Raw genomic sequence first — 24,434 nt, forward strand, 5'->3', positions numbered from 1 at the left:
CTTCAGGCCAGCCTCGGCTTCCTTCAAGATGCCGATGATCTGTTCTTCGGTGAATCGCTTTTTCATTGCCGTTCCTCTCTGGAACGGACTCTACACCGTCACCGTACTAAACGCGGGGAGCAGGTCAGCTAAGTTGTAATGTCCGCTTCGGGGGTGCGGCGGAATTCTTGGACTATTCGGGAGCTAGTCCATGTACTCATACGAAGAACGCATCCGAGCAGTCAAGCTCTACTTGAAGCTTGGAAAGCGCCTTACCGCGACCCGGTGTCATGGTGCATTCCGACCAGGGCAGTCAAGGTGGATTCAACCGGTCGTCGCAACACTAGATTGTTGAACAGACCTGAGATATTCGTCCAGAGCTTCAGCAGGCGTTTTCCAGCCGAGTGTTTTTCGGGGCCTGGTGTTCAACGTATTAGCAACGGCTTGAATCTCTCGAGCGCTCCACCGGGACAGATCCGTGCCCTTTGGAAAGTATTGTCGTAGAAGGCCATTCGTGTTTTCGTTCGTGCCACGTTGCCATGGGCTGTTCGGGTCGGCGAAGAAGACCTTCACACCAGACTCAATTGTGAAGCGAGCATGGTCGGACAGTTCCTTTCCCCGATCCCAAGTCAATGATCGCCACAACTGGGCAGGCATGCTCGTCACGGTTTTCTTGAGTGCATTGGCCATCGTGACAGCCCCATAGCCGGCCAGCGCGGGACCGTTTTTCGTCCTGGGAATCAACCCGTAGCCTTCCTCGCGAGGCAGATGGATGAGCATGGTGAATCGGCTTGATCGCTCGACCAGCGTTCCGATCGCAGACCGGTTCAAGCCGATGATCAGATCACCTTCCCAATGTCCCGGTACAGCACGGTCTTGAGCTTCCGCTGGACGTTCGGAGATCATCACGTCTTCGCTGACATGCGCCCACGCCTTGGCTTGCGCCCTGGCCCTTGGCACTCTCAGTGCTCGTCCGGTGCGCAGATAGGTCACCAGTTCGCGCTTGAGCGCACCACGCCCTTGAATGTAAAGCGCCTGATAGATGGCTTCGTGAGAGATGCGCATGGTTTCGTCATCTGGAAAGTCGACTTTTAATCGATTGGCAATCTGTTCCGGCGACCAGCCATTGACCCATTTGCGATCACTGCGTTCTGGTTTATTCCGCCCGATGAACGCCGCTTGACTAGGCCCTGCGACCTTACGTCCTTTAGCGTCGTGAACCTGGCCTTCCAGGCGCTCTTGCACATAGCGGTGCAGCCTCGGGTTTGTCGCAAGCTTTGCTGGTTTCGGTCGCCTGGCAAACAATTCCGCCTTCCACTGCGCAACTGATGCACGATAATCGAGGCGGCCACTACGAGTTGCAGCATTACGCTTGAGCTCTCGCGAGACCGTTGACGCGCTGCGGCCAATACGGCGAGCGATCTCACGTACGCCGGCGCCTTCGGCTGAGAGTAATCCTATCTCTTCACGCTCAGCAAACGATAAGTACCTGCCGGATATTGGACTTGCCATGAACAACGGCATACCGCCACGCTCGCGAAACCAGCGTGTCCCTGCCGCCTGGGACACGCCAACTGCCGCAGCAGCCTTCTCGCTTGTGATTCCGGTCGCAACCTGCTCCCAAAACTGGCGCTCAACCTCGTGCCGAAGCGATGGTGCACCTGGCGAGCGCATCGCTCCTCGCCTCGTCAACTGTTGTATCCACTTCGATGGACGACCCATGAAACACCTCCTGGATTAAGGTGTTGCGACGACCAGTTGAATCCACCCAATTCACGAGCGATGACTGGCAGTCATTCCTGAAGGCGCACCATATGGTGCCAAGCATGAGTCGGCGCGGTGATTGCCACGACAATGCCGTGGCCGAGAGCTTCTTCAGCGCCCTAAAAAAGGAGCGAATCAAGCGGCGCATCTATCCGAGTCGGGCGACGGCGACCTCGGACCTGTTCGATTACATCGAAATGTTTTATAACCCGGTTCGTCGGCATGGTTCCGCCGGCGATCTTTCACCGATTGAGTTTGAGCGGCGCTACGCGTTAAACGGCTCGTGAGTGTCGATGAAACTCTGGCCGGTCCAATTCAACGGCCTCGCGTGGTCTATGCAGATCGTGGCTACGACTCTGAGCGACATCGGCGAGCATTGCGAAATCGCGGTATCGAGCCGGTGATTGCCAAGCGCCGAGCCGAACACGGCAGCGGACTCGGCAAGTATCGTTGGGTGGTCGAACGCACGCACTCCTGGCTCCACAATTTTCGACGTCTACGCATCCGCTTCGAGCGACGTGCTGAAATTCACGAAGCATTTCTCAAACTCGGGTGCTCGCTTGTCTGTTGGAACATCTTCAGGCGGATCGAGCAGTCTTTTTGAACTGGCCTCTTACGAGTGTTCGTCACGTCCGGCACCATTGACTGGTATCCTCACGTACTCGTAATTCGCTCCGAATCACGCAATGCATGACCAAAGCACCTTGATTGCCACGCTTATTAGCCACTGATCACTCATTCCGGGAACGTGATCACCCGTTTCGGCAAGATGATCGCACGTTTCGGAAACCGGTGATCAGCGATCATCTTCGGCCGAAACAGCCGGTCACCATCAATCGGAACCACCGATCACGTTCAACCGAAATCGCTGATCACGTTCGCCGAAATACGCAGGCTGGTCAATATCTGAACGCATCGACGCTGTCCTGGTCTGCGCAGCGCGTGCTGGCAACGCAAACCGGCACCGGGACCGCTGTTACATTCAGACAGGAGGTCGCAGTATGCAAGCCGGGCACACAGGAAGCTGGGTGCCGGATTCAAGGCAACGATCTCCATGAGCGGTCGTGCCAATGCGTGGGACAGTGCCCCGATGGAAAGCTTCTTCAAGGCCCTGAAAGTTGAGAGAATCTATCAGGTCTGCTACGAAACGCGAGCGCGACCTCGTCTGGATATCGTCGACTGGATTGAGGGCTACTACAATCGACGGCTCCTGCACACCTCGATTGGCTTTCTTGCCCCTGTCGGCTACGAGTCCGCGTTGATCGCTGCATGACCTGCCGTACGTGGAAACAAGGCAGGGTCAACTGCGGAATGGCGTCATTCGTGTTCGCCCGCATCGGGGCCGATCTGATAGCCCCGACGCCGTGCGAACTCCCTATACTGCTGCGACACGTCGGCGTCACCATACTCACCCGCGATGATATCTTCCCGGCCCTGCCCGTCCAGCCCCGGGAGCGAACCGATCACCCCGCCCCACAGACGACGCTCCCGGGCATCACCAACAAATTGCAGCAGGTAAGCGTCCAGAATCCCCCGGCCTGGCGAAGCAATCTCATCACTCAGCGCGGCCAGATAGTCAGTCTTGCGCGTTCGGTGCCATTCGATACAAAAACCGGCACGGTGACACAACTCGCTGTGGACTACCAGCATCGTTCGCCCGTTGCCGTCAAGGAAGGGATGGCCGTAGGCAAACAACCCCATGACTTCGCCTGGTCGCTGACGCAGCCGCTGCTTGCCGTGGCCAATCCGCAATCCCTCCTGCACAGCGCGGCGAGCATCAAACGGATGGCTGAACCACGTGCCAGCCTTGGTCACAGCGATGTCGGGGGCAGTCGTGGCCCGGTCCTGCCCTGCCCATGGATAGAACGCATGGAAGAGGATGCGATGAACCTCCAGGAAATCTGGGTAGCTGATGATGCGACGTCCTGCCAGATAGGCAATAGCCTCGTCCAGACCGGCGCGGAATAGCTGGTGTTCAAGCTCCTGAACGATCCCCGGGTCCTTCTCCCCGTACCGGTTACGGAGGTAGCCGGCCTGAGCAAAGTCCCTAAACGGATCGAACACCTTGCCTGCTCTCTCTCAAATAATTGACCAGCAGCGCAGTCATATCGTCCGTGGAAAGCTTGCCAGCACGCTTAAGTGCGATCAGCAGATCCTGCACCGGACCGGAGCGCACTTCATCGCCGGCCAGACGCGTGACCGTCTCGGCCCACTGGTCTGTCTGAGTACGGGTGTAGCGCACCCGGTACTTGCGAGCGAGCGAGTGGACGAACTTCGCAACTCCCCTCGTAGGGATATCCAGGCGAGCGCCGTTACGCGTTTCTATCGGCCGTGTGCGGTCATTGACGTATGTCACGTCGTGACCGCACACGGCCAGCTTGCGTGAAACGCGCCGGTTGCCTGTATCAAGTACCAAGGCATGACCGGGCGAAACCACGATCTTCGGGTCCACGGCGAACTTCAGCTTGCCTGCCACCTCGCGCGCCAGCGTCTCGACATCAGCCAGCGGTCGCACTTCGCCAGTTTCAGGGTCGCGCCGGGCTTTGGCGTAAACGCCCGAGCCCAGACGAATCAGCTCACCATCGCACTGCAGAGCCTTGAGAGCACACGAAACCTGCGAGGCACTCCCCAGCCCCGCCAGTTCAGCGCGCAGCATCACCTGCCCGGTGCGGCGCCGGATGGACAAACGCATGCGATCTTCGAGTTTCATGGCAGAATCCTCATACGGAAGATTGTACCACCTTAACTTAGAAAAGCAAGCAAATATCATTATATTCAATGACTTGCTGAAACACATCCTGCCGGTCAGGCGGCACACTGCGCAGCACAGCCACTCGCGATCAAACATTGGCATGCAATCGCCCGCGCATGTGATCGCCGTTAGGAGCTGCTTCCGAAAATGACAGCGGGTCACTGTCGGTGCTCAATCGGCCGGCAAGTTTGATCGCCGGATTTGCCATTTACAACGTCCCTTGTCGACCAATGACCTGAAGTCCACATCGGCAGTTCATCGGGGATGGCCGGCACCGAGCGCGCGCAGGTTTCAATGGTGGCGAAATCGACACCAAACAGCGTCATTTCCCTGACCACAGCCGCGCCAGCCCCAATACTCCACGTCGCTCACCCTCAGGCCAAATCCCTTGATGTCACCATGCGCACTCCGGGTTGCGGTTCGAGAACCGACTCGACCAGTACTTTCGCGATATTTTCGATACGATTCACCCGTAAGGCTCGCAGCAAAAGCGGATGAAGTGCCAAGGCGATGGGCATCACAATGCGCTCCGCGAGACGGAATTCCTCACGCTTCCCGCCAATCATGCCAGGACGCGCGATTGTGACAGACTCAAATCCGATGCCCTCGATGTCCCGTTCGACCTCGCCTTTGGTCCGGCAGTAGAACAACGGTATGGACAACGAAGCGCCTGGCGATGACACCAGCGCAATGGCACTAAGAGAGTGTTTCAAAAAGAGTCGTCTGGGCGCTGAAGCATTCGCCAGCAGATCAGGCAACAGGCGAGTTTGAGGAGCCCTTCATGGATGTCGGCACGACGTTCAAATCGCGTACGAAGACGGCGGAATCCGTGCAGCCAGGCATTGGTGCGTTCGACGACCCAACGTACTTGGCCAAGACCGCTGCCGTGAGGTTCACCGCGTCGGGCAATCGATGTGGGAATCCCGGCAGCCTGCAACGGCCGGCGATATTTGTCGTGGTCGTAAGCCCGATCGGCGTAGATCCGGCCAGGCTTACACAGGGGGCGACCACGCAAACCGCGAACCGGTGGGATAGCGTCGACCAGTGGCAGCAGTTGCGTGATGTCGTTGCGGTTCGCGCCTGTCAGGATGATCGCGAGCGGCGTGCCGTTGGCGTCAGTGGCGACGTGATGTTTGGAACCGGGTCGCGCACGATCGGTGGGGTTCGGTCCAGTTTTTCGCCCGCCCCAACTGCTCGAACAGAAGTGGAATCGATGACGACACGAGAAAAGTCGATCCGATCGGCGGCACGCAGCTTCGCGAGCAGGATCTCGTGGAGCCGATCCCAGACGCCGGCCTGTTGCCAGTCGCGCAGGCGGCGCCAGCAACTGATGCCCGATCCGCAACCCATCTCGGCAGGTAGTTCGTTCCAGCGAATGCCGCTCTTGAATACGAAAAGTATTCCGGTCAGCGCAGCCGGATCGGCTACGGGCTTGCGCCCCGGGTACCGGAAGCGCCTCGGCTTTGCTGGTGGCAAAAGTGGTTCGATCAATGCCCACAATTCGTCGTCGATGATCGGCCTGGCCATCTCCTCGCTCCGCATGTCACAACGGTCGAGGTTAACAGCTTTGCGTTCGTGTTAACAGAGGGCTAACGCTCTTTTTGAAACACTCTCGAAGGCCGAGGAGGTCAGACCAATGCAGTATTTCGTAAATGTGGTCACCATTTCGCACGAAAGCAATCGCCTCATCAATCTGCGTTCGATACTCGTTTCTGCTTTGTTCGGAGTATCTCTATGAACTCTTCTTCGCCAAGTGCGATATACTCTCAGGCCGCTGCCAATACCATCGAGACCACGTCAGCCCCAACTGCTGCTGAATCCAGCCAGAGAACTCCGCCGAGCGTGGCCGAGCGGCAATTCGGTGTGCTTGGCGCGTTGGCCGACCGCGAAGATCGCTCCAATCGCCCGGTAGCAGCCGGGCATAGGCTGCGCGTAGCGCTTCCGGGTGAACCCAGCCTCGCGTCCTCTCACGATACTCCTCGCATAGCTCTGGATGTGCCGCTGAAAACCCAGTCCAAGATGACTGATTGCTGGTATGCGTCGATTCAAATGCTGCTGTCGTGGAAAGCTGGAGAGAAGACCAAACCCATCGGCGAAAACGTGCAACAGCATCGAGACTTTCCCCTCATCGGCCGCAAGCTTGCGTTCGGTAGTGAAATCGGTGGAAAGATCATGGCGGATAACGGCCTTGTCGCGGTCGGCGACAAGCTGGATCTGAATGACACCAGTTCGTTGGCCACGGTTCTCGCCGCTCATGGCCCAATCATTCTGAACGGAAAATTCGATCCGCTACGTCAAGGCCACACAGTTGTGTTAAGCGGAATCGATCCTGCGACGCAGCAGGTGGCTATTCACGACCCTTCCTGGACGGGAGGAGTCCAGTGGAAACCGATGAGTTACCTCTACAAGATTTTTAAGACCCCGGGTTCGGATAATGTCGACTCGTATGCGGCTGTTGCGTTGGCTTCATCCTGATCCGCATCGGGAAATTCGTACCGACGTAAATCTGATGTAGGCGGAAAAAAGTGGTGAATCTGACCTGCCTCCATCAATAGGGCCAATGGGCTTCTAGCAAAGTCCCTGTCGTCACCGCAAGATACGCGTGCTGCTACGGGAGGGCTATCAGGTCAGCAAGAATCGGCTGTACCGTTTGTATCGTGAGGAAGGGCTGTCGCTGCGCTACAGACCAAATCGCAAACGACGTGCACAGATGAGCCGTCCGGCACGTGCAAAGTCGACGGCGGCAAATCAGGCGTGGAGTTTGGACTTCGTCGCCGACCAGCTTTCGAACGGCCAGAGGCTCCGCGCGCTGACCATCATCGATGTCTTTACGCGCGAAGCACTAGCCATCGATGTTGGCCAACGACTGAGCGCTTCAGATGTCGTGCGTGCACTGGAAGAATTGAGGGGCAAACGCGGAGCGCCCCGCACGCTGTTTTGTGACAACGGCTCGGAATTTACGAGTCAGGTGATGGACCTGTGGGCTTACCATCACAAGGTCGAGATTGCCTTCAGCCGGCCCGGCAAGCCAACGGATAACGCATTCGTGGAGTCGTTCAACGGCACGCTACGCGATGAATGCCTGAACGTGCACTGGTTCACATCGCTGGCCGACGCCAGGGAGCAGATTGAGCGATGGCGGGTCGAATACAACGAGAGTCGGCCTCACAGGGCTCTCGGTGAAGTGCCGCCTGCCGAATACGTCCGTCAGTTGGGTCTGCAGGCCCAACTGACGGACCAACAGAACGCCGAAGACTAACATTGCCTTTGGCACTGAAAACCGGGACCGTTCAAATACCTCCCTTTGCTAACTTCCTGCCGGCCCTGTTTGCTGGGGGCATGTCACCCTCCCCACCCGCTGCCGCAGACCATCGACGATCAGCCCGAGCCCGAATTCGAACGCCATGCCGGAATCGATCGGCACCATCGACATCCCACTCATCCCTTGCCGGCCGTCGGCTACATCCAAGCGCGCCGACTCGTCGGCCCCGCCTCCGTGCGCGGCCTGATGCTCCAGCACGCAGCCGATCGTGAACTGGCCGGCGACCAGCATCGCCATCCCGGCCTCCTGCTCGGTCAGGCCGGCGCGCACCAGATACGCGATTTTCGGCCTGATCCGATCGACAGCATCCGGGTCCGGCGTCGAGCCCGCATGCAGCCGCGCGCCGTCCCGATGCGCAAGCAATGCGCGGCGGAAGCTGCGCGCGTTGTCCGCAAACCAGACGTCCCACTGCGCGGTGTCGGCCGGCACGCCGAGCGTGTGATGCCGCACCAGCGCGACGGCCGCCATTTCCGAAAGCAGCACCGACTTGTCGCGGTAATGCCAGTAAAGTGCCGCCGACTCGACACCGAGCCGCTGCGCGAGACGCCGCGTCGTCAGCGCATCGAGTCCCTGTTCGTCGAGCAGTTCGAGCGCTGCATCCGCGATTTCGTCACGTCGTATCTTCGCCATGCTTGATTTTCTCTATCGATGATAGATAAACTTATCGATGATAAATTTTACGCGAAGGTGTGCCCAATGCCTACCCCTGTTACCACGACGCCGGTCCTGATTGCCGGCGGCGGGCTGGTCGGCCTGTCCGCCGCGCTGTTCCTGCAGCGTCTCGACGTTCCGTTCATCCTCGTCGAGAAGAACGCGGGCGTATCGCCGCTGCCGCGCGCACGCGGCATCCACCTCCGGACGATGGAACTGTTCCGTCAGGCCGGCGTGGAGGAGGCGGTCAAGGATGCGGCGGCCGGCGCGTGGCGGCAGGGCGCGTTCGGCGGCGCGCGCCGCGGGCGCACGCTGGTCGACGCGCAGCCGGTCGTCGACATCGCCGCCATGCGATCGAAGATGGCCGCGATCGCGCCATCGCCATCGAGCTTCATCGCCTGCCCGCAGACGCTGATCGAGCCCGTGCTGCGCCGGCACGTCGAAGCGCGCGGTGCCGACGTCCGCTTCGGGCACGAACTCGTGTCGTTCGTCGCGACGGGCGACGCCCTCCTCGCGACCGTGCGCGGCCCGGGCGGGCAGAAAACGGAGATCGAAGCCGCATGGCTCGTCGGCGCCGACGGCGGCGGCAGCTTCGTGCGCCGGCAACTCGGCATCAACACGGCCGATACGCCAGCGCCGCAGCACTTCGTCAATATCTTCTTTCATGCGGATCTTGGCGAGATCGTGCAGGGCCGCACGTTCAGCCAGTGCGAAATCGCGAACGCGACTGTGCGCGGCCTGTTCCTCGCGATGGACAACGCGGACAAGTGGTCCTTCCATCTCGAGTACGACCCGGCACAAGGCCCACCGGCCGACCACACGCTGCCCGGCCTCGTACGCGCCGCGCTCGGGCTGGACCACGTCGATATCGACATTCAGAGCCGCGGCGCGTGGAACACGGGCGTGCGCGTGGCGACTCGCTACCGGTCGAGCCGCGTGTTCCTGTGCGGCGACGCCGCGCACGTGATGCCGCCCTGGGGCGGATTCAACGCGACCACCGGCATCGCGGACGCGCACAATCTCGCATGGAAGCTCGCCGCGACGCTGCGCGGCGACGCGGATGTGGCACTCCTCGACAGCTATGAGATCGAGCGACGGCCGCTGGCGGTGCGCAACGGGCATCAGGCGCTGTTGCGCACCGACTTCGACGCGCGCTTCGGCATCGAGACCGACGCCAACCGGGATGTCTTCGCCGGGCTGCTCGACACCGGTGACCTGCTGCTGCGCCATCGCTATCCCGATGTCGGCGCACCGGCCCGCGACGCGCTACCCGAATCCGTTGGGCAACTGCGCGCGCAAACCGGCACGCGCTTCCCGCATGCGTGGATCCGCTGCGGTGGCAGGCAGTTATCGACGCTCGACCTGTTCGGCAGCGGCTATGTACTGCTCGCTGGCCCGAACGCGTCGGCCGCGCCTTCGAGCCGCTCGAGCCTGAATCGCGCGACGCCAGCCGTCCGTGTCGCCGCCAGGGATTTCGACTTCGTCGAAGCGGCGGCCGGCTGGCACGCGTTGACCGCGCTACCCGACGACGGCCACGTGCTGGTCCGCCCCGACGGGTTCGTGCTGCGCCGCTCGGACGAACCGTCGCTGGATTGACGGTCACGCGGAAGTAGGCTTTCATGCAGCCACTTCACCACGATCGTCGCGAACACAACCATCGCGGCAGACTATGAGCACGCATGCATACACCATGCGAACGAACGATGCAAAGCCGCATCATGCGAACCGAATGGGCCGGACTCCCTACGACGTGCATGCCAGCTCGCAATGACGTACCGACGTACACGTTGCGTGGCCGCCGGCACATCGAGACGCGCGGCGCACGCCGTTCATTGCCGCGCAAGATTCGCCGGCCCAGTCAGCGTTTCGCACACACCGGCAGCCGCGCACATCGCATCGCCGACAATCTCAATGCTGTCATGACTCGGCCGTCGGTGCATTGACACGCCCTGTTCGTCCGCCGAATCCGGTCGCGACGCCTACTACGTCTTCGGAGCAAATCTCATGTCGAACCCACACGTCGTGTCGAATATCCTGCTGACGATGTTTTCTTGGGGCGTGCGTTGCGGTTCGCGTGCCGAGCCCGAGGACATGCTGCCGGCGCTGCGGGTACTGCACCCGCACGGCACGAGCGGCGACATCTGCGAAGCGCGGCTCGAGATCGGATCGTCGAACTAGTGAGCCGCGTCGCAGGTGCTACGACCGATCGACGAACGCGGTGACGGTGGGCCGATTGTCTGGGCGTTGCAGAGCTGGCGCCTGTACATGCACGGCGATATCGAATGGCAGCGTTGCGCCCGCGCGGTGCTTGCAATCAGCCACCCAACCGCAATCGCGATTGTCGACCGCTTCCTTGCCGCCGCCAGTGAGGATCAGCACATGGGCTACCGGAGCGCTGACGCACACGCCCGTGTGGCGGAAGCGCAGAGTTCGAACCGCGTGCAAGCCGCCTGATTCGAGCCAGCACGATCCGAATGACCTCAAGCCCCTCCCCCGACTTCATCGTGTCCCGCGCATCGCGCGCGACACCTTCCGTCCATACCTGGCGTCAGTGCTGATACTGGCTGCCCTCGCGACATGCGCGTCTTCCCATGTCCCGCCGACCGATGATGACTTGCCAGCAACGCTGCGGGCCGGTCCGGCGCAGCACCTCGATCAGGTGCTGACCGCGCACGGCCAGACCGCTTACGAATGCCGTCGCGATGGTGCGGTGCGCTTGTGGACCCGCGAAGGCGATCTCGCGACGCTGGTTGACCCGCAGCGGCAGAGCGTCGGTACGGTCGCACCGGGCGGCTACTTCACGGACTACGACAGCAGCTACGTCGTCGTGCGCACCGATGCGGTCGCTCAGGTCACGGCCGGCACGCCGGTCTGGACGCTCTTCGTCGCGCGTCACCGGCCGGGCAACACGTTGCGCGCAGGGCGTTTTGCCCACACGTCGATGATCCAGCAAGTCGACACTTGCGGCGGTCTACCGTCGGACCCGCTGTGCGATCGCGAAGACAGCACGCTACTGGCACCCTATGGCGCGACGTACCTGATTTACAGCGCGCTCGCCAGCGTAGCATCGAATGCGCCGATGCAAACGGGTCGGGATGGCGTAATGCCGACACCGTGGCATGCACCCATTAGCGCTGCGAATGGTACGGTACCGGTTCCAAACAACTGACAAATACTCAATCATAGTCAGTTGCGTCTTTACAAATTGAAAGATTTCGCGCGAGCCCTTACACCACAAGGCTCGTGCAAATGACTTATCAGACGCTTTGCTCTTCATGCGAGCAATTGAGCGATTAATAGTTGGCGCGAGAAATTCACTAACATCGCTCAACATCGCTCAATATAAGCAAATTGTGTCTATTATTTTTTTTGATACGCATCACATCCTCTCGCCTCGCGTCGCCATGGCCGTCATTTAACAAATTGTTACGGATCTGGCGATGGCCTCCTCCTACCTTTCGTGAACTGGGACGGACGCCGTCGCGTCCTCCCGAGCGATCAAGTAGAAGAGAGCAATGTCTTCGCGAGGCGCCCATTGAAACTGGCAATCTATACGCACGATTCGGCGTTATTTCATCTGATTCAAAACTGTCTGGTCGACGATGGCGTCACCTGCACACGCTATAGCGAGGACGTCGATCTGGCACGTGCACTGCATCGGGAAGAATTCAGCGCGATCGTGTTCGACGCATCTGCGGGCATGGAGGCGTCCCACCCGGTGCTGGCCCGACGTGCATGTTACGGCGATCGGCGCGCACCGCTGATCGCAATCGGCGAATTTTTCTCGCACGACCGGGCGATCGCCGCGTTGAGCGCAGGCGCCGACGATATCGTGCTGAAACCGGTCGACCCGCGCGAACTGCGCCTGCGATTCCTACTCGCAGTGCATCGCTTCACCGGCGGTCGCGCGGAGCCAGGCAAGCCGCAACCGACCGACGACGAAATCGGCATGGGTATCTACCGGTTGAGTCGCCGCAACAGCAGCGTGGAAATGAATGGCAAGGTGGTGCGTCTGACCACCCGCGAATTTGCGATTGCGTGGGTGCTGTTCTCGCAACAGGGAAACTACGTGACGCGACGCGCGATCGCCGCGACCGTGTGGGGCAGTTCTGAGGAAATTGTCGGACGCACGCTCGAGCAGCACATCTACAAGCTGCGCAAGAAGTTGCTGCTCGACGGCGCGTGCGGCATCGTCCTGCGAACGATGTACGCGCACGGCTACCGGATCGAGAGGGTCGTCGCGCGTGTGATGAAACAAGTTGTCGAGCCGGCTAGGCGCCGCTGCTCCGCGCGCCCGCAGCCGGACAATCCAAGCTGCTGACCAGCGATGGCGGAGCCGCGTGCAACACCTCTCCGCGCGCCGTCGGAATGTACGTTGTTCCGAGTGCCCACGCCTGATTGGCCCGTTCGATTTTCAGTCCATGCAGCAGATACGGCCAGATCTTGTGCTGCGAATTGCGTCGGCTCGTTTTCGGCTCGCAGTACAACGGCTCGATACCCATGCGCTTCATCTGCGTGTGCACACTATGAGCAACGTGGTCGACCGCAAGGCTTGCTGTTTCACTCGGATCAATCCACCCAATATGCAAGCCGGAATTTCCGTCAGCGCCTCTGGTGCTATCGGATACAGCAGAGCATGAGCCGTCGAGGAAATTGTTGGGATAACTCCCCGATGGAGAGGCTGTTCCGCAGCTTCAAGACCGAATGGCTACCGTCAGTGGGCTACATGTCGGCGCAGGAGGTACACCGGGACATCAGCCACTACCTGATGCACCGGTACAACTGGATACGGCCGCATCAGTTCAATGACGGTCTGGCGCCGGCGGTTGCGGAAGAAAAACTTAACGCAGTGTCCGGGATTAGTTGACCACTACACTTAGAGCGTATGTTCGCCTAGGGAAATAAATTTCGATGCCTGCTGTTGTGCTTTGAACCCATTACTTCGCGCATCACACCGCCATTTCGCGAGCATATCTCGCCATGCCTACCACTTCCTGCACCATCACCGCTCTACAACCGAACGCCGATGAAGTCTACGCAAAAACCCGCGACCTCTTGAATAGTAACTGCCCTTTGGAGTTGGAAATGACGCGAGCACTTTCCCCCTTCGCCGCAACCGTTGCCCACGATCTCATCAATGAGAACTTCGGTGACAACGCAAGCATTGCCCGCGAGGTCAATCATCGGCGTTCAACTGCAGGCCAGATGGAGCTTCGTGCATACGGCCTGACGCAGTCAAGCTGGGCTAGAAGGGCTGCACCGGCTGATCCAGGTGCATACTCGGAGCGCGACATCGGCGCCTTTCGGGACCGCCTGGTTTCCCCTGGAACGATGCAGCCGGCACTGGCTGGTCTCGCACCTCGTGGTGTTGCTTCCTGGCCTGAAGGTTCGGCGCAAACGCACTACGCACTACAATCAGACACATCTTCGACCGTGAGTCGGCTGGCTTCACAATTCCAGGCTCAGGACTTGGTACGCGCAGCGGTTCGACGGATAAATCCTCAGGATTTCTCTGGGCCGCCTTTGCCCTCTGGCGCATCAGTGGACAGCCAGGCGCTTTCAGTGGGTCTTTCCCTGCGATCCTCGAACGCCGCCTCCGTGCGTTCCATCCCTTCACAAAGTGCTTCTTCACACAGTGGCGTTGTACGCTCCAGCAGCACTCGTCATACCAACAGGTCTGCCCCCTATCCCATCGGATCATCTGTTTTTGTACTGCAGGCTGGCACGGCAGCCGCCAATCCGCTTGGTCTGAGCCGTGCGGAGTGGACAAAGATTGAAGGCAAGCATGGTGGGCAGCTGACGCTGCACTATATCGCGGACCATCATGCCGACCTGACGGCCGCTGATCTGCAGCGTGCCGACATCGTGAAGATCGCCGGCAACGGGGGAGGCGCGCAGGCGCTGCAGGCGGTCATCACGCATCGTGCGGCGCTCACCCAGGCCGGCTTCAGTGCCGCCGACATCGTGAAGATCGCCGGCAATAACGGAGGCGCGCAGGCGCTGCAGGCGGTCATCACGCATCGTGCGGCGCTCACCCAGGCCGGCTTCAGTGCCGCCGACATCGTGAAGATCGCCAGCAACAACGGAGGCGCGCAAGCGCTGCAGGCGGTCATCTCGCGTCGTGCGGCACTCATCCAGGCCGGCTTCAGTGCCACCGACATCGTGAAGATCGCCGCGCATGATGGCGGCATGCAGGCGCTGCAGGCGGTCGTCACGCATCGTGCGGCGCTCACCCAGGCCGGCTTCAGTGCCGCCGACATCGTGAAGATCGCCGGCAATATCGGAGGCGCGCAAGCGCTGCAGGCGATCTTCACGCATCGTGCGGCGCTCATCCAGGCCGGCTTCAGTGCCACCGACATCGTGAAGATCGCCGGCAACAACGGAGGCGCGCAAGCGCTGCAGGCGGTCATCACGCATCGCGCGGCGCTCATCCAGGCCGGCTTCAGTGCCGCCGACATCGTAAAGATCGCCAGCAACAACGGAGGTGCGCAGGCGCTGCAGGCGGTCATCACGCATCGTGCGGCGCTCGCCCAGGCCGGCTTCAGTGCCGCCGACATCGTGAAGATCGCCGGCAACAACGGAGGCGCGCAAGCGCTGCAGGCGGTCATCACGCATCGTGCGGCGCTCACCCAGGCCGGCTTCAGTGCCGCCGACATCGTGAAGATCGCCGGCAACAGCGGAGGTGCGCAAGCGCTGCAGGCGGTCATCTCGCATCGTGCAGCGCTCACCCAGGCCGGCTTCAGTGCCGCCGACATCGTGAAGATCGCCAGCAACAGCGGAGGTGCGCAAGCGCTGCAGGCGGTCATCTCGCATCGTGCAGCGCTCACCCAGGCCGGCTTCAGTGCCGCCGACATCGTGAAGATCGCCAGTAACAACGGAGGCGCGCAGGCGCTGCAGGCGCTGATAGACCATTGGTCTACGCTCAGTGGAAAAACAAAGGCGGACGTCATGACTGCAGCCACGCAGCGCCGCGGGGCTGCCGGTGCGTTACGCCGGCTGGCCGGCATGGCATAACCCCGCGTCGGACCTTGATACCCCGAGCATCAACGGCGCCTTTGACATACCGTAGTAACTGCCCTTTGGAGTTGGAAATGACGCGAGCACTTTCCCCCTTCGCCGCAACCGTTGCCCACGATCTCATCAATGAGAACTTCGGTGACAACGCAAGCATTGCCCGCGAGGTCAATCATCGGCGTTCAACTGCAGGCCAGATGGAGCTTCGTGCATACGGCCTGACGCAGTCAAGCTGGGCTAGAAGGGCTGCACCGGCTGATCCAGGTGCATACTCGGAGCGCGACATCGGCGCCTTTCGGGACCGCCTGGTTTCCCCTGGAACGATGCAGCCGGCACTGGCTGGTCTCGCACCTCGTGGTGTTGCTTCCTGGCCTGAAGGTTCGGCGCAAACGCACTACGCACTACAATCAGACACATCTTCGACCGTGAGTCGGCTGGCTTCACAATTCCAGGCTCAGGACTTGGTACGCGCAGCGGTTCGACGGATAAATCCTCAGGATTTCTCTGGGCCGCCTTTGCCCTCTGGCGCATCAGTGGACAGCCAGGCGCTTTCAGTGGGTCTTTCCCTGCGATCCTCGAACGCCGCCTCCGTGCGTTCCATCCCTTCACAAAGTGCTTCTTCACACAGTGGCGTTGTACGCTCCAGCAGCACTCGTCATACCAACAGGTCTGCCCCCTATCCCATCGGATCATCTGTTTTTGTACTGCAGGCTGGCACGGCAGCCGCCAATCCGCTTGGTCTGAGCCGTGCGGAGTGGACAAAGATTGAAGGCAAGCATGGTGGGCAGCTGACGCTGCGCTATATCGCGGACCATCATGCCGACCTGACGGCCGCTGATCTGCAGCGTGCCGACATCGTGAAGATCGCCGGCAACGGGGGAGGCGCGCAGGCGCTGCAGGCGGTCATCACGCATCGTGCGGCGCTCACCCAGGCCGGCTTCAGTGCCGCAGACATCGTGAAGATCGCCGGCAAGATCGGAGGCGCGCAAGCGCTGCAGGCGGTCATCTCGCATCGTGCGGCGCTCATCCAGGCCGGCTTCAGTGCCACCGACATCGTGAAGATCGCCAGCAACATCGGAGGCGCGCAAGCGCTGCAGGCGGTCATCTCGCGTCGTGCGGCACTCATCCAGGCCGGCTTCAGTGCCGCCGACATCGTGAAGATCGCCGCGTATGATGGAGGCGCGCAGGCGCTGCAGGCGGTCATCACGCATCGTGCGGCGCTCACCCAAGCCGGCTTCAGTGCCGCCGACATCGTGAAGATCGCCGGCAAAATCGGAGGCGCGCAAGCGCTGCAGGCGTTCATCACGCATCGTGCGGCGCTCATCCAGGCCGGCTTCAGTGCCACCGACATCGTGAAGATCGGTGGCAACGGAGGAGGCGCGCAAGCGCTGCAGGCGGTGATCTCGCATCGTGCGGCGCTCACCCAAGCCGGCTTCAGTGCCGCCGACATCGTGAAGATCGCCGGCAACATCGGAGGCGCGCAAGCGCTGCAGGCGGTCATCACGCATCGTGCGACGCTCACCCAGGCCGGCTTCAGTGCCACCGACATCGTGAGGATCGCCAGCAACATCGGAGGCGCGCAGGCGCTGCAAGGGGTCATCACGCATCGTGCGGCGCTCACCCAGGCCGGATTCAGTGCCGCCGACATCGTGAAGATCGCCAGCAACAACGGAGGCGCGCGGGCGCTGCAGGCGCTGATAGACCATTGGTCTACGCTCAGTGGAAAAACAAAGGCGGACGTCATGACTGCAGCCACGCAGTACCGGGGGGCTGCCGGTGCGTTACGCCGGCTGGCCGGCCTGGCATAACCCCACGTCGGACCTTGATACCCCGAGCATCAACGACGCCTTTGACATACGTAAGAGACGGTTTCAAAAAGGTTGCTCGGCGCGCCGAAGGATACTCCAGCAGATCAGGCAACAACCGAGTTTGAGTAACGACAACCGCCGATTCCATCCTTCAGAAAATGTCTCGGCCATGCCAAATTACCTTTGGGACGGAACGTTAGATTGCGGTGCTGTCTTCGGAACGGCACGGTAGACAACGATCTGATTTGACTTGATTTGTTCCTTCATGGAAAAGGTTGATCCCGATTCGATTTTGATTTCCCATTTCTTGTCCGCATTGTCGGCTGCAGCGTTGAAAGCAGCATTAGGAACCGACTGGAAGCTGTCATAGCGATACTGATTGTAGGACAGCCCCGGCACGAGCCCCAAAATTATGATCGTCAGCATCAGTTCCTGGGCAGGCGGTCGTGCGTTTGACCCTTCCCTTATCACTGGTTTTTCGTAGTTTGCGTTCGTCGAGAGCCGAATCGGCAGTGTCTGGCCGTCACCATCGATAATCCCTGTTATGGCCACACCGTAGTTTCTGCCATCATTAGGCAATGAGTAGATTGGATGTAAGCGTGGAGCCGATACCGTATTGACGGCGTGAGTTACCGGTTTCCCCAACGATTGGAAGCCATGCGTAGCAGCGTGGCATTGGCAGCACGCAAATCGAACAGTTCGGCGTCGAAGCCGGGGCCGACCCAGTTTCGGTAATGGTCAGCTTCTTCGCTATTTGGATCGTTGCATAGCGCGTTCAGGAACGCTTCGTAACCATGCGGGCCGCCCACATCCTCTGGCGGGCACGTGCGCGCCCCATCAATGACCTGGGCCGCGCCCCACGGCTCGCGCTCAATGGTTTCCGTTTTCTCAACGACGACGGCGTGATCCCAACCGTCTCCGAAGTCATACCGATAGAGGAAGCGCGAGCCAGGTTGCAGTACCTTCTGCAGTCGAACCTTGCGGTCATCGGCGGTCGTGCCCGGATCAGCGAAGTCCAGCACGTCATCGACCCCGAACATGGCATAGGTCATACCATCGATCAGGAAGTCGGCAGGTGGGTGTCCTCCCAACCGAAGGCCGCTTGCAGGATATGGTGCAGTTTGCGCAGCGACTCGGTTCCTTCAACCTCGATCCTGCGCCAGATGGGCGGCTCGATGTGTTGAAGCTGCACGTGCAGGGTAAAGCGCTGGAACGATTTCGCCGTCTGATCTCCGGGTGAACGGGAAGCCAGCGGCATTATCGCCTTACGATGCCAGGGTGGTCATGTTCCATGGCAGCAGGTCTTCGACCCGGTTGCTCGGATGGTCCGCGATGTGCGTGAGTACGGCGCGCAGATACGCCTCGGGATCGAGGCCGTTGAGCTTGGCCGTACCGATCAGACTGTAGATTGCCGCCGCACGCTCGCCACCTGAGTCCGCACCGGCGAACAGGTAGTTCCGGCGCCCGATCGCCACCCCGCGCAACGCGCGCTCAACTGGCAGGTTATCGATTTCCAGATGCCCGTCGTCACAGTAGCGCGTAAGCGCTTCCCACCGGTTCAGCGCATAGAGAATCGCCCGACTCGTGTCGGATTTGCGCGAGAGCGTTTCCAGCGTGGTAGTCAGCCACGCATGGAGCTGATCGAGCAAGGGCCTGCTATGTGTTTGCCGGTACGCCTGTCGCTCATCGGGCGGCTTGCCCCGGATCGCTTCCTCGATCTTGTACAACGCGCCGATACGCTCCAGCGCCTCGGTGTTCAAGGCATTCGGCCGCGCGGCATACAGTTCATAGAACTGTCGCCGAGCATGTGCCCAGCAGGCTGCTTCGGCTCCCCGCCCGGTTTCGTAAATCGCCTGATATCCGCCATAGGCATCGGCCTGCAGCGTGCCGCTGAACGATTCGAGATGCTGCTGCGGATGGATGCCCTTGCGGTCGGCCGTATAGGCAAACCAAACGGCCGGCGGCGTCATGTCGGCTGAGTACCGGTCGTCGCGCACGTAGACCCACAGCCGTCCGGTTTTCGTCCTGCCATTGCCCGGCGCGAGCACCGGCACAGGCGTATCGTCAGCATGCAGCTTGGTGGCTGTCATGACGTGCCGCCGTAAGGCGTCGACCAGCGGTTGCATCAGGCTCGCACCATGACCCACCCATTTCGCAAGCAGCGAGCGATCCAGATCGACACCCTCGCGCGCATAGATCGCCCGACTGGCGGTACAGCGGCAGATGGTCCGCGAACTTCGAGACCAGCACATGGGCCAGCAAGCCCTGACCAGCCAGGCCGCGCTCGATGGGGCGGCTCGGCGCTGCAGCTTGTGCGATGTGATCGCAGCACGTGCATGCCAGTTTCGGGCGCACGTGGCGGATCACGCGGAAGCTGGCCGGTACATATTCCAGCTGCTCGGAGACGTCCTCGCCGAGTTGCTTCATGGGGCCGCCGCACGCCGCGCAGGTTTCGCCCGATTCCGGCCAGTACGTCAGGATCTCGCGTGGCAGATGCTCGGGGAGCGGTTTGCGCGGCCCTTGTTCCGGTGCGGTACGCGGCGTCTTCGGAATCTCGATGGGGGCGGCGCCTTCGTCGGCCTCGAGCTATTCCAGTCGCAACTCGAGCTGCTCGATCTGACGGTCGAGCTTCTCGGAGCTCCGGCCGAACTGCATGCGGCGCAGTTTCGCGATCAGCAGCTTCAGATGCTCGATCTCGGCCTTGGCGGTGGCGTTCGCCGCCTTGTGCGATTCGACCACGTCTTCCAGATGCCCAATGCGTGCATCGCGCTCAAGCAGCATGGCCTTGAGCGCTTCGACGTCGTCCGGATAGGCGTTTTGCCGTGGTCATGCCGGCAGTCTACGCGGCGGCCGACAGGTTTACAACGCCGATGTCGGCTCCGTCGTGCGGACTGGTTGCCGCGAGTCGATACCTTCGAGCAGCATCGACAGTTGCGCCTGGCTCAAGCACACCACGCCACCATCGGCACGTGGCCACACGAACCGACCGCGCTCTAGGCGTTTCGTCAGCAGACACATGCCGTCGCCGCTCCACCACAACACTTTGACCAGATCGCCACGCTTGCCGCGGCGCACGAACACGTGGCCGCTGAACGGATCTCGCTCCAGCACGGTCTGGACCTTCGCAGCCAAGCTATTGAAGCCCGAGCGCATGTCGGTCACGCCGGCGGCCAGCCAGATCTTCGTGTGGCTGGGTAGTCCGATCATGCTGTCGGTCCCGACGTGCCGCGCAACATACGGAGCACCAGCAACAGCGTGGCTTCATGCGGCGAGCCTTCGATGCGCACTCGGGTGTTGCCTACGCTGATCTCGATGGTGCCCGCCGGAGCGGCACTGGCGACCGGCGCCGGGGCCGGTTGCTCGATCTCTTGCGCCGGTGCCTCCACGGTCACGGGCACCAAATCCACCGGATCGTATACGCCAGCACGCAATGCTCGACGCCATTTGAACACCAGGTTCGGATTCACCCCATGCTCCATCGCCAGACGCGCCACCGATATATCCGGCTCGCAGGCCAGCTTGGCCAGATGCCGTCGAAATTCGATCGGGTGATTCGGGATGCCTTTACGTGAAGTTCTCTTCGGCGTATCCGTTGCCACTTTGGTCCCCACTACTTTGGTGGGGACTACTTTGGCAACTTCCTTTCACATCGTCGAGACGGTGCCGGGGACACGCTTACCCACGCCGCGATACGAACTGCGGCAGATCAGCGGTAGCCCGACCATCACCTGGCGCAGCCAGGTCCGGGTAACCGGCAACTGGAACAGCACCTCGTCATCGGCTACGGCTGAACAGAACGCGTCATCGAGCGCCTCGCTCGCCTTGTCCTTTTGCGCGTAGACGAACTTGCGACTCACCCCGAGCCGCGCAGACAGTTCGCTTATGGGCTCCAAGCCCGCCAACGCCTGAACGGCCAGTTTCTTGCGCTCATCACTCCCAGGAAGATTCGCTGCCGCGCCAGCGGATCGACTCATGCATGCACCACGACCGAAAAAAAGGGCTGCCATTATCGACCATCGCCACTCCAGTCGACGCCGTGCGTGTAACCCTCAACTGAACCACGCAGAGCCGGTGATCGCCAAGCGCCGTACCGAACATGGCAGCGGCCTTGGCAAATATCGCTGGGTCGTCGAGCGCACGCACGCCTGGCTGCATCACTTCCGTCGTCTCCGTATTCGTTTCGAGCGCCGTGCTGACATTCACGGCGCGTTCCTCAAACTCGGTTGCTGCTTAATCTGCTGGAATACCCTTCGGCGGCCCGACCAGTCTTTTTGAAACCGTCTCTTAGCGTACGCAAAAATTCGTCTCTTGAGGGTACCCCAATTTGCATCACTCGGATCGTCAGATCGGGCCGCGAGTCAAGCAAGCGCTCGCTTCGCTTTCTTGGATATTTCATCGCGTTTACGAAATAAATACAATCATTGCATAATATTATAAATACGAATTATAGTAACTTTAATTCCAATTAATCCATGCAATCCAATTTAACATTATGCTAATGGAATATATAAATATATATTCCTCCAATTCCCACCGTTATACAATGGAAGTATTCATGAACCGCCCCAAGAGCATGCTGGTTGCCAACATCGCCTGGGCCCGCGAAACGCGTGAACACACGCCCGGTTTCTTCGACGCGCTCGCGCGCGGCCAGAACCCGCGCGTGCTGTGGATCGGCTGCGCCGACAGCCGCGTGCCGGCCGAAACCATCACGCACTGCGCGCCCGGCGAACTGTTCGTCCATCGCAACATCGCGAACCTGTTCCATCCCGACGACGACAATTCCGCCAGCGTGCTCGAGTACGCGGTGCGCGTGCTGCAGGTCGACCATGTGATCGTGTGCGGGCACTACGGATGCGGCGGCGTACGCGCATCGCTGCTCCCGCCGCCGTCCGACCTGCCGCACGTCGCGCGCCGCATCGCGCCGCTGTGCGCGCTCGCGCGACGCCATCGTGACACGCTGGACGTGCTCGACGACACGGCCGCCGCCGACCGCCTCGCCGAGCTCAACGTGCTCGAGCAGGTGCGGCTGCTGCGCGCGTCCCCGATCGTGCGGGGCCGTGAACGGCCGCCGCTCGTGCACGGCTGGATCTTTTCGCTCGCGGACGGCCGCCTGAAGGAACTCGATTCCGGCTACACCACCCCGCCCGTCGACGTCGAACCCGCGCAGGCCGCGACGGCCTGCGCGCTCGGCTGACCTGCCCCCAAAAGCCAATGAAATCATCCCGACCATGAAACTGAACCAGCGCCTGTCCACCCTGCCGCGCGACATCGTCGCCGGCGTCGTCGTGTTCCTCGTCGCGCTGCCGCTGTGTCTCGGCATCGCCAACGCATCCGGCGTCGAACCGTTTGCCGGGCTCGTATCCGGCATCGTCGGCGGCATCGTCGTCGCGCTGCTGAGCGGTTCGTCGCTGTCCGTCAGCGGGCCGGCCGCCGGCCTCGTCGTGATCGTCGTCGAAGGTATCGCGCAACTCGGCAGCTTCTCCGCGTTCCTGCTCGCGGTGCTGCTGTCCGGCGTCCTGCAGTTCGGGTTCGGCATGCTGCGCGCCGGCCGCTTCGCCGCCTACGTTCCGTCACCCGTCATCAAGGGCATGCTCGCCGCGATCGGCCTGCTGCTGATCGTGAAGCAGATTCCGTTCGCGTTCGGTATCGGCGGTTCGGCCGCGCAATCGTTTGCGAACTGGCCCGGCCTGCCGGTCGCGTGGGCCGCCACGGCCATCGCGCTTGCGTCGCTCGCGCTGCTGATCGCGTGGGACACGTCCGCGCTGCGCCGCTTCGCGCTGGTGCGCTCGGTGCCGGCTCCGCTTGCGGTCGTCGTGCTGGGTATCGGCGCCACGCTCGTGCTGAGCATCGTCGCACCGTCGGTCGCGCCGGGCGCCGCCCATCGCGTGACGCTGCCCGAACTCGGCTCGTTCGCGGCCTTTGCGGCGTCGCTCAAGCATGCGGAACTCGGCCCGAACTTCGCGCAGCTCGTCAATCCGGACGTGTGGCGCGTCGCGATCACGCTCGCGGTCGTCGCGAGCCTCGAGACGCTGCTGAGCCTCGAAGCCGTCGAGCAGATCGACCCGAAGCGCCGGCCGACGCAGCCCGACCGCGAACTCAAGGCCCAGGGCGTCGGCAATCTCGTCGCGGGCGCGGTCGGCGGGCTGCCGATCACGTCGGTGATCGTGCGCAGTTCGGTGAACGTCAACGCGGGCGCGCAAAGCCGGATGTCGGCGATCGTGCACGGGGTGCTGCTGCTCGCGAGCGTGTTCGCGCTCACCGGCCTGATCAACCTGATTCCGCTCGCGAGCTTGGCCGCGATCCTGATCCATACCGGCTTCAAGCTGGCGAAACCGGCGCTGTTCCGCTCGGTGATGAAGCAGGGGCCGGCCGCCTTCGTGCCGTTCGCCGCGACGATCGCCGGCGTGCTCGCGGTCGACCTGCTGTTCGGCATCGCGCTCGGCCTCGCGTGCAGCGTGCTGGCTGTCGCCGTCGCGAACCTGAAGAGCCCCGTGACGCTCGCGCAGCACGACGACCACTTCCTGCTGTCGTTCCGCAAGGACGTGTCGTTTCTCGGCAAGGTGCAGGTCAAGCATCACCTGCGGCACATTCCCGACCGGGCCGCGGTGATCATCGACGCGACACGCGCCGATTACATCGATCACGACGTGCTCGAACTGCTCGACGCGTTCGTCGCCGATGCGCCGCGACGTGGCATCGCCGTCGAGTTCCGGCGCCGCAGCCCGGCGCCCCGCCCGGCCACGCGCCGCTGGCTGCTACGCGGCGCTGCTGCGGAGTAAATTCGAAAACCAAAGGGTGGCTCGAAGGGCGCTGATAACCAGGCAGTGTCGCGATAAGGCGGGTGGGACGAGTAGATCTTAGAGACGGTTTCATAAAGACTGCTGAGTCCGCTGCAAGGTGTTCCAGCAGATCAAGCAGCAGCCGAGTTTGAGGAACGCGCCACGAATATCAGCACGGCGCTCGAAACGAATACGGAGGCGACGGAAGTGATGCAGCCAGGCATGCGTGCGTTCAACGACCCAGCGATATTTGCCAAGGCCGCTGCCATGTTCGGTACGGCGCTTGGCGATCACCGGCTCGATACCGCGATCGCGCAACGCGCGTCGATGTCGCTCGGAGTCGTAACCGCGATCGGCGTAGA

General features: G+C 61.4%; 22 protein-coding genes and 8 pseudogenes. 16 read left to right on the forward strand and 14 right to left on the reverse strand.

The features are described 5' to 3' along the window. Nucleotides 1-303: 303 nt before the first annotated feature. Nucleotides 304-1,701, reverse strand: coding sequence for an IS30 family transposase (locus CFB39_RS38920; protein WP_373452777.1), 1,398 nt, complete (start codon nucleotides 1,699-1,701; stop codon nucleotides 304-306). Nucleotides 1,702-1,745: 44 nt separating this feature from the next. Here CFB39_RS38920 and CFB39_RS38925 point away from each other — a divergent pair. The 3 pseudogenes from CFB39_RS38925 to CFB39_RS38935 all read left to right on the forward strand — a co-directional run. Further along, nucleotides 1,746-2,030: pseudogene (locus CFB39_RS38925) on the forward strand (IS3 family transposase); the annotation flags it as partial. 23 nt (nucleotides 2,031-2,053) lie between these two features. Further along, nucleotides 2,054-2,347: pseudogene (locus CFB39_RS38930) on the forward strand (transposase); the annotation flags it as partial. A gap of 274 nt (nucleotides 2,348-2,621) precedes the next feature. Next, nucleotides 2,622-3,016, forward strand: a pseudogene (locus CFB39_RS38935) (IS3 family transposase); the annotation flags it as partial. A gap of 44 nt (nucleotides 3,017-3,060) precedes the next feature. On the opposite strand, the gene CFB39_RS38940 reads toward CFB39_RS38935, so the two are convergent. The 5 genes from CFB39_RS38940 to CFB39_RS38955 all read right to left on the reverse strand — a co-directional run bounded on the left by CFB39_RS38940 (nucleotide 3,061) and on the right by CFB39_RS38955 (nucleotide 6,022). Continuing rightward, nucleotides 3,061-3,807 carry a Fic family protein gene (locus CFB39_RS38940; RefSeq protein WP_089477020.1) on the reverse strand — a complete coding sequence of 249 codons (747 nt, stop codon included), beginning with the start codon at nucleotides 3,805-3,807 and terminating at the stop codon, nucleotides 3,061-3,063. Next, nucleotides 3,791-4,453 carry a hypothetical protein gene (locus CFB39_RS38945; protein WP_089477021.1) on the reverse strand — a complete coding sequence of 221 codons (663 nt, stop codon included), beginning with the start codon at nucleotides 4,451-4,453 and terminating at the stop codon, nucleotides 3,791-3,793. The genes CFB39_RS38940 and CFB39_RS38945 overlap by 17 nt, the downstream gene beginning before the upstream one ends. Nucleotides 4,454-4,653: 200 nt before the next feature. Next, complete coding sequence (locus CFB39_RS40535; protein ID WP_179257822.1) at nucleotides 4,654-4,821, reverse strand: hypothetical protein; 168 nt, start codon at nucleotides 4,819-4,821, stop codon at nucleotides 4,654-4,656. Nucleotides 4,822-4,869: 48 nt separating this feature from the next. Continuing rightward, nucleotides 4,870-5,253, reverse strand: coding sequence for a hypothetical protein (locus CFB39_RS38950; protein WP_256991576.1), 384 nt, complete (start codon nucleotides 5,251-5,253; stop codon nucleotides 4,870-4,872). Continuing rightward, nucleotides 5,205-6,022, reverse strand: a protein-coding gene (locus CFB39_RS38955) for an IS5 family transposase (RefSeq protein WP_256991575.1) whose coding sequence is annotated in 2 segments (ribosomal slippage) — nucleotides 5,205-5,674 and nucleotides 5,674-6,022 — 819 coding nt in all. Because the reading frame shifts where the segments join, the coding sequence is not laid out codon by codon here. The genes CFB39_RS38950 and CFB39_RS38955 overlap by 49 nt, the downstream gene beginning before the upstream one ends. Nucleotides 6,023-6,229: 207 nt before the next feature. Here CFB39_RS38955 and CFB39_RS38960 point away from each other — a divergent pair. Next, nucleotides 6,230-6,970 (forward strand): papain-like cysteine protease family protein, encoded by a 741-nt coding sequence (locus CFB39_RS38960; RefSeq protein WP_089477022.1) that lies wholly within the window; start codon nucleotides 6,230-6,232, stop codon nucleotides 6,968-6,970. A gap of 112 nt (nucleotides 6,971-7,082) precedes the next feature. After that, nucleotides 7,083-7,754, forward strand: a pseudogene (locus tag CFB39_RS38965) (IS3 family transposase); the annotation flags it as partial. Between the two features lie 48 nt (nucleotides 7,755-7,802). Here CFB39_RS38965 and CFB39_RS38970 read toward each other — a convergent pair. Continuing rightward, nucleotides 7,803-8,447, reverse strand: a complete 645-nt coding sequence (locus tag CFB39_RS38970; RefSeq protein WP_089477023.1) for a TetR/AcrR family transcriptional regulator C-terminal domain-containing protein — start codon at nucleotides 8,445-8,447, stop codon at nucleotides 7,803-7,805. Nucleotides 8,448-8,513: 66 nt separating this feature from the next. Here CFB39_RS38970 and CFB39_RS38975 point away from each other — a divergent pair, with 66 nt between their 5' ends. The 8 genes and pseudogenes from CFB39_RS38975 (at nucleotide 8,514) to CFB39_RS41130 (ending at nucleotide 17,290) form a co-directional block, all read left to right on the forward strand. After that, entirely contained in the window at nucleotides 8,514-10,064 is a 1,551-nt protein-coding gene (locus CFB39_RS38975) for an FAD-dependent monooxygenase (RefSeq protein WP_089477024.1), read from the forward strand. A gap of 408 nt (nucleotides 10,065-10,472) precedes the next feature. Further along, on the forward strand, nucleotides 10,473-10,646 hold the full coding sequence (locus CFB39_RS40540; protein ID WP_179257823.1) for a hypothetical protein: 174 nt from the start codon (nucleotides 10,473-10,475) through the stop codon (nucleotides 10,644-10,646). 15 nt (nucleotides 10,647-10,661) lie between these two features. Beyond that, nucleotides 10,662-10,922 (forward strand): hypothetical protein, encoded by a 261-nt coding sequence (locus tag CFB39_RS40545; protein ID WP_179257824.1) that lies wholly within the window; start codon nucleotides 10,662-10,664, stop codon nucleotides 10,920-10,922. Between the two features lie 160 nt (nucleotides 10,923-11,082). Further along, a complete protein-coding gene (locus tag CFB39_RS40550; protein WP_179257825.1) occupies nucleotides 11,083-11,637 on the forward strand; it encodes a DUF3455 domain-containing protein in 555 nt (184 codons plus the stop codon). 366 nt (nucleotides 11,638-12,003) lie between these two features. Then, nucleotides 12,004-12,789 (forward strand): response regulator transcription factor, encoded by a 786-nt coding sequence (locus tag CFB39_RS38985; protein ID WP_244115930.1) that lies wholly within the window; start codon nucleotides 12,004-12,006, stop codon nucleotides 12,787-12,789. 204 nt (nucleotides 12,790-12,993) lie between these two features. Beyond that, nucleotides 12,994-13,335, forward strand: a pseudogene (locus CFB39_RS38990) (integrase core domain-containing protein); the annotation flags it as partial. A 113-nt stretch (nucleotides 13,336-13,448) separates the two neighbouring features. After that, on the forward strand, nucleotides 13,449-15,482 hold the full coding sequence (locus tag CFB39_RS41125) for a hypothetical protein (RefSeq protein ID WP_144030417.1): 2,034 nt from the start codon (nucleotides 13,449-13,451) through the stop codon (nucleotides 15,480-15,482). Nucleotides 15,483-15,559: 77 nt separating this feature from the next. Beyond that, the gene (locus tag CFB39_RS41130) at nucleotides 15,560-17,290 is read left to right on the forward strand and encodes a TAL effector repeat-containing protein (protein WP_089477027.1); all 1,731 of its coding nucleotides are present in this window, start codon (nucleotides 15,560-15,562) and stop codon (nucleotides 17,288-17,290) included. A gap of 177 nt (nucleotides 17,291-17,467) precedes the next feature. Here the strand turns inward: CFB39_RS41130 and CFB39_RS40555 are convergent, their stop codons facing one another. The 6 genes and pseudogenes from CFB39_RS40555 to CFB39_RS40560 form a co-directional block, all read right to left on the reverse strand. Beyond that, on the reverse strand, nucleotides 17,468-17,842 hold the full coding sequence (locus tag CFB39_RS40555; protein ID WP_179257826.1) for a hypothetical protein: 375 nt from the start codon (nucleotides 17,840-17,842) through the stop codon (nucleotides 17,468-17,470). A gap of 77 nt (nucleotides 17,843-17,919) precedes the next feature. Further along, nucleotides 17,920-18,548 (reverse strand): annotated as a pseudogene (locus CFB39_RS39005) (plasmid pRiA4b ORF-3 family protein). Nucleotides 18,549-18,555: 7 nt separating this feature from the next. After that, nucleotides 18,556-20,071 (reverse strand): annotated as a pseudogene (locus CFB39_RS39010) (IS66 family transposase). A 78-nt stretch (nucleotides 20,072-20,149) separates the two neighbouring features. Further along, complete coding sequence (gene tnpB / locus CFB39_RS39015; RefSeq protein ID WP_089477028.1) at nucleotides 20,150-20,497, reverse strand: IS66 family insertion sequence element accessory protein TnpB; 348 nt, start codon at nucleotides 20,495-20,497, stop codon at nucleotides 20,150-20,152. Then, a complete protein-coding gene (locus CFB39_RS39020) occupies nucleotides 20,494-20,901 on the reverse strand; it encodes a transposase (RefSeq protein WP_089477029.1) in 408 nt (135 codons plus the stop codon). The genes tnpB and CFB39_RS39020 overlap by 4 nt, the downstream gene beginning before the upstream one ends. Nucleotides 20,902-20,934: 33 nt before the next feature. Next, nucleotides 20,935-21,264, reverse strand: a complete 330-nt coding sequence (locus tag CFB39_RS40560) for a hypothetical protein (protein WP_089477030.1) — start codon at nucleotides 21,262-21,264, stop codon at nucleotides 20,935-20,937. A 91-nt stretch (nucleotides 21,265-21,355) separates the two neighbouring features. Here CFB39_RS40560 and CFB39_RS39030 point away from each other — a divergent pair. From CFB39_RS39030 to CFB39_RS39040, 3 genes and pseudogenes are all read left to right on the forward strand, one after another. Then, a pseudogene (locus CFB39_RS39030) lies at nucleotides 21,356-21,565 on the forward strand (transposase); the annotation flags it as partial. A gap of 280 nt (nucleotides 21,566-21,845) precedes the next feature. Then, complete coding sequence (locus CFB39_RS39035; protein ID WP_089477031.1) at nucleotides 21,846-22,487, forward strand: carbonic anhydrase; 642 nt, start codon at nucleotides 21,846-21,848, stop codon at nucleotides 22,485-22,487. Between the two features lie 34 nt (nucleotides 22,488-22,521). Then, a complete protein-coding gene (locus CFB39_RS39040; RefSeq protein WP_089477032.1) occupies nucleotides 22,522-24,072 on the forward strand; it encodes a SulP family inorganic anion transporter in 1,551 nt (516 codons plus the stop codon). Between the two features lie 90 nt (nucleotides 24,073-24,162). Here CFB39_RS39040 and CFB39_RS39045 read toward each other — a convergent pair. Beyond that, a partial coding sequence (locus CFB39_RS39045; RefSeq protein ID WP_144030420.1) for a transposase occupies nucleotides 24,163-24,434 on the reverse strand: 272 nt, incomplete at its 5' end.

This window comes from Burkholderia sp. AU6039, assembly GCF_002223365.1.
Lineage (GTDB): Bacteria > Pseudomonadota > Gammaproteobacteria > Burkholderiales > Burkholderiaceae > Burkholderia.

What these genes read in the sequence shown, in the direction of transcription:
- CFB39_RS38920 (WP_373452777.1), bottom strand. Translation starts at nt 1,701, where the DNA reads ATGGGTCGTCCATCGAAGTGGATACAACAGTTGACGAGGCGAGGAGCG.
- CFB39_RS38945 (WP_089477021.1), bottom strand. Translation starts at nt 4,453, where the DNA reads ATGAAACTCGAAGATCGCATGCGTTTGTCCATCCGGCGCCGCACCGGG.
- CFB39_RS40535 (WP_179257822.1), bottom strand. Translation starts at nt 4,821, where the DNA reads ATGACGCTGTTTGGTGTCGATTTCGCCACCATTGAAACCTGCGCGCGC.
- CFB39_RS38960 (WP_089477022.1), top strand. Translation starts at nt 6,230, where the DNA reads ATGAACTCTTCTTCGCCAAGTGCGATATACTCTCAGGCCGCTGCCAAT.
- CFB39_RS38970 (WP_089477023.1), bottom strand. Translation starts at nt 8,447, where the DNA reads ATGGCGAAGATACGACGTGACGAAATCGCGGATGCAGCGCTCGAACTG.
- CFB39_RS38975 (WP_089477024.1), top strand. Translation starts at nt 8,514, where the DNA reads ATGCCTACCCCTGTTACCACGACGCCGGTCCTGATTGCCGGCGGCGGG.
- CFB39_RS40540 (WP_179257823.1), top strand. Translation starts at nt 10,473, where the DNA reads ATGTCGAACCCACACGTCGTGTCGAATATCCTGCTGACGATGTTTTCT.
- CFB39_RS41125 (WP_144030417.1), top strand. Translation starts at nt 13,449, where the DNA reads ATGCCTACCACTTCCTGCACCATCACCGCTCTACAACCGAACGCCGAT.
- CFB39_RS41130 (WP_089477027.1), top strand. Translation starts at nt 15,560, where the DNA reads ATGACGCGAGCACTTTCCCCCTTCGCCGCAACCGTTGCCCACGATCTC.
- tnpB (WP_089477028.1), bottom strand. Translation starts at nt 20,497, where the DNA reads ATGATCGGACTACCCAGCCACACGAAGATCTGGCTGGCCGCCGGCGTG.
- CFB39_RS40560 (WP_089477030.1), bottom strand. Translation starts at nt 21,264, where the DNA reads ATGAGTCGATCCGCTGGCGCGGCAGCGAATCTTCCTGGGAGTGATGAG.
- CFB39_RS39035 (WP_089477031.1), top strand. Translation starts at nt 21,846, where the DNA reads ATGAACCGCCCCAAGAGCATGCTGGTTGCCAACATCGCCTGGGCCCGC.
- CFB39_RS39040 (WP_089477032.1), top strand. Translation starts at nt 22,522, where the DNA reads ATGAAACTGAACCAGCGCCTGTCCACCCTGCCGCGCGACATCGTCGCC.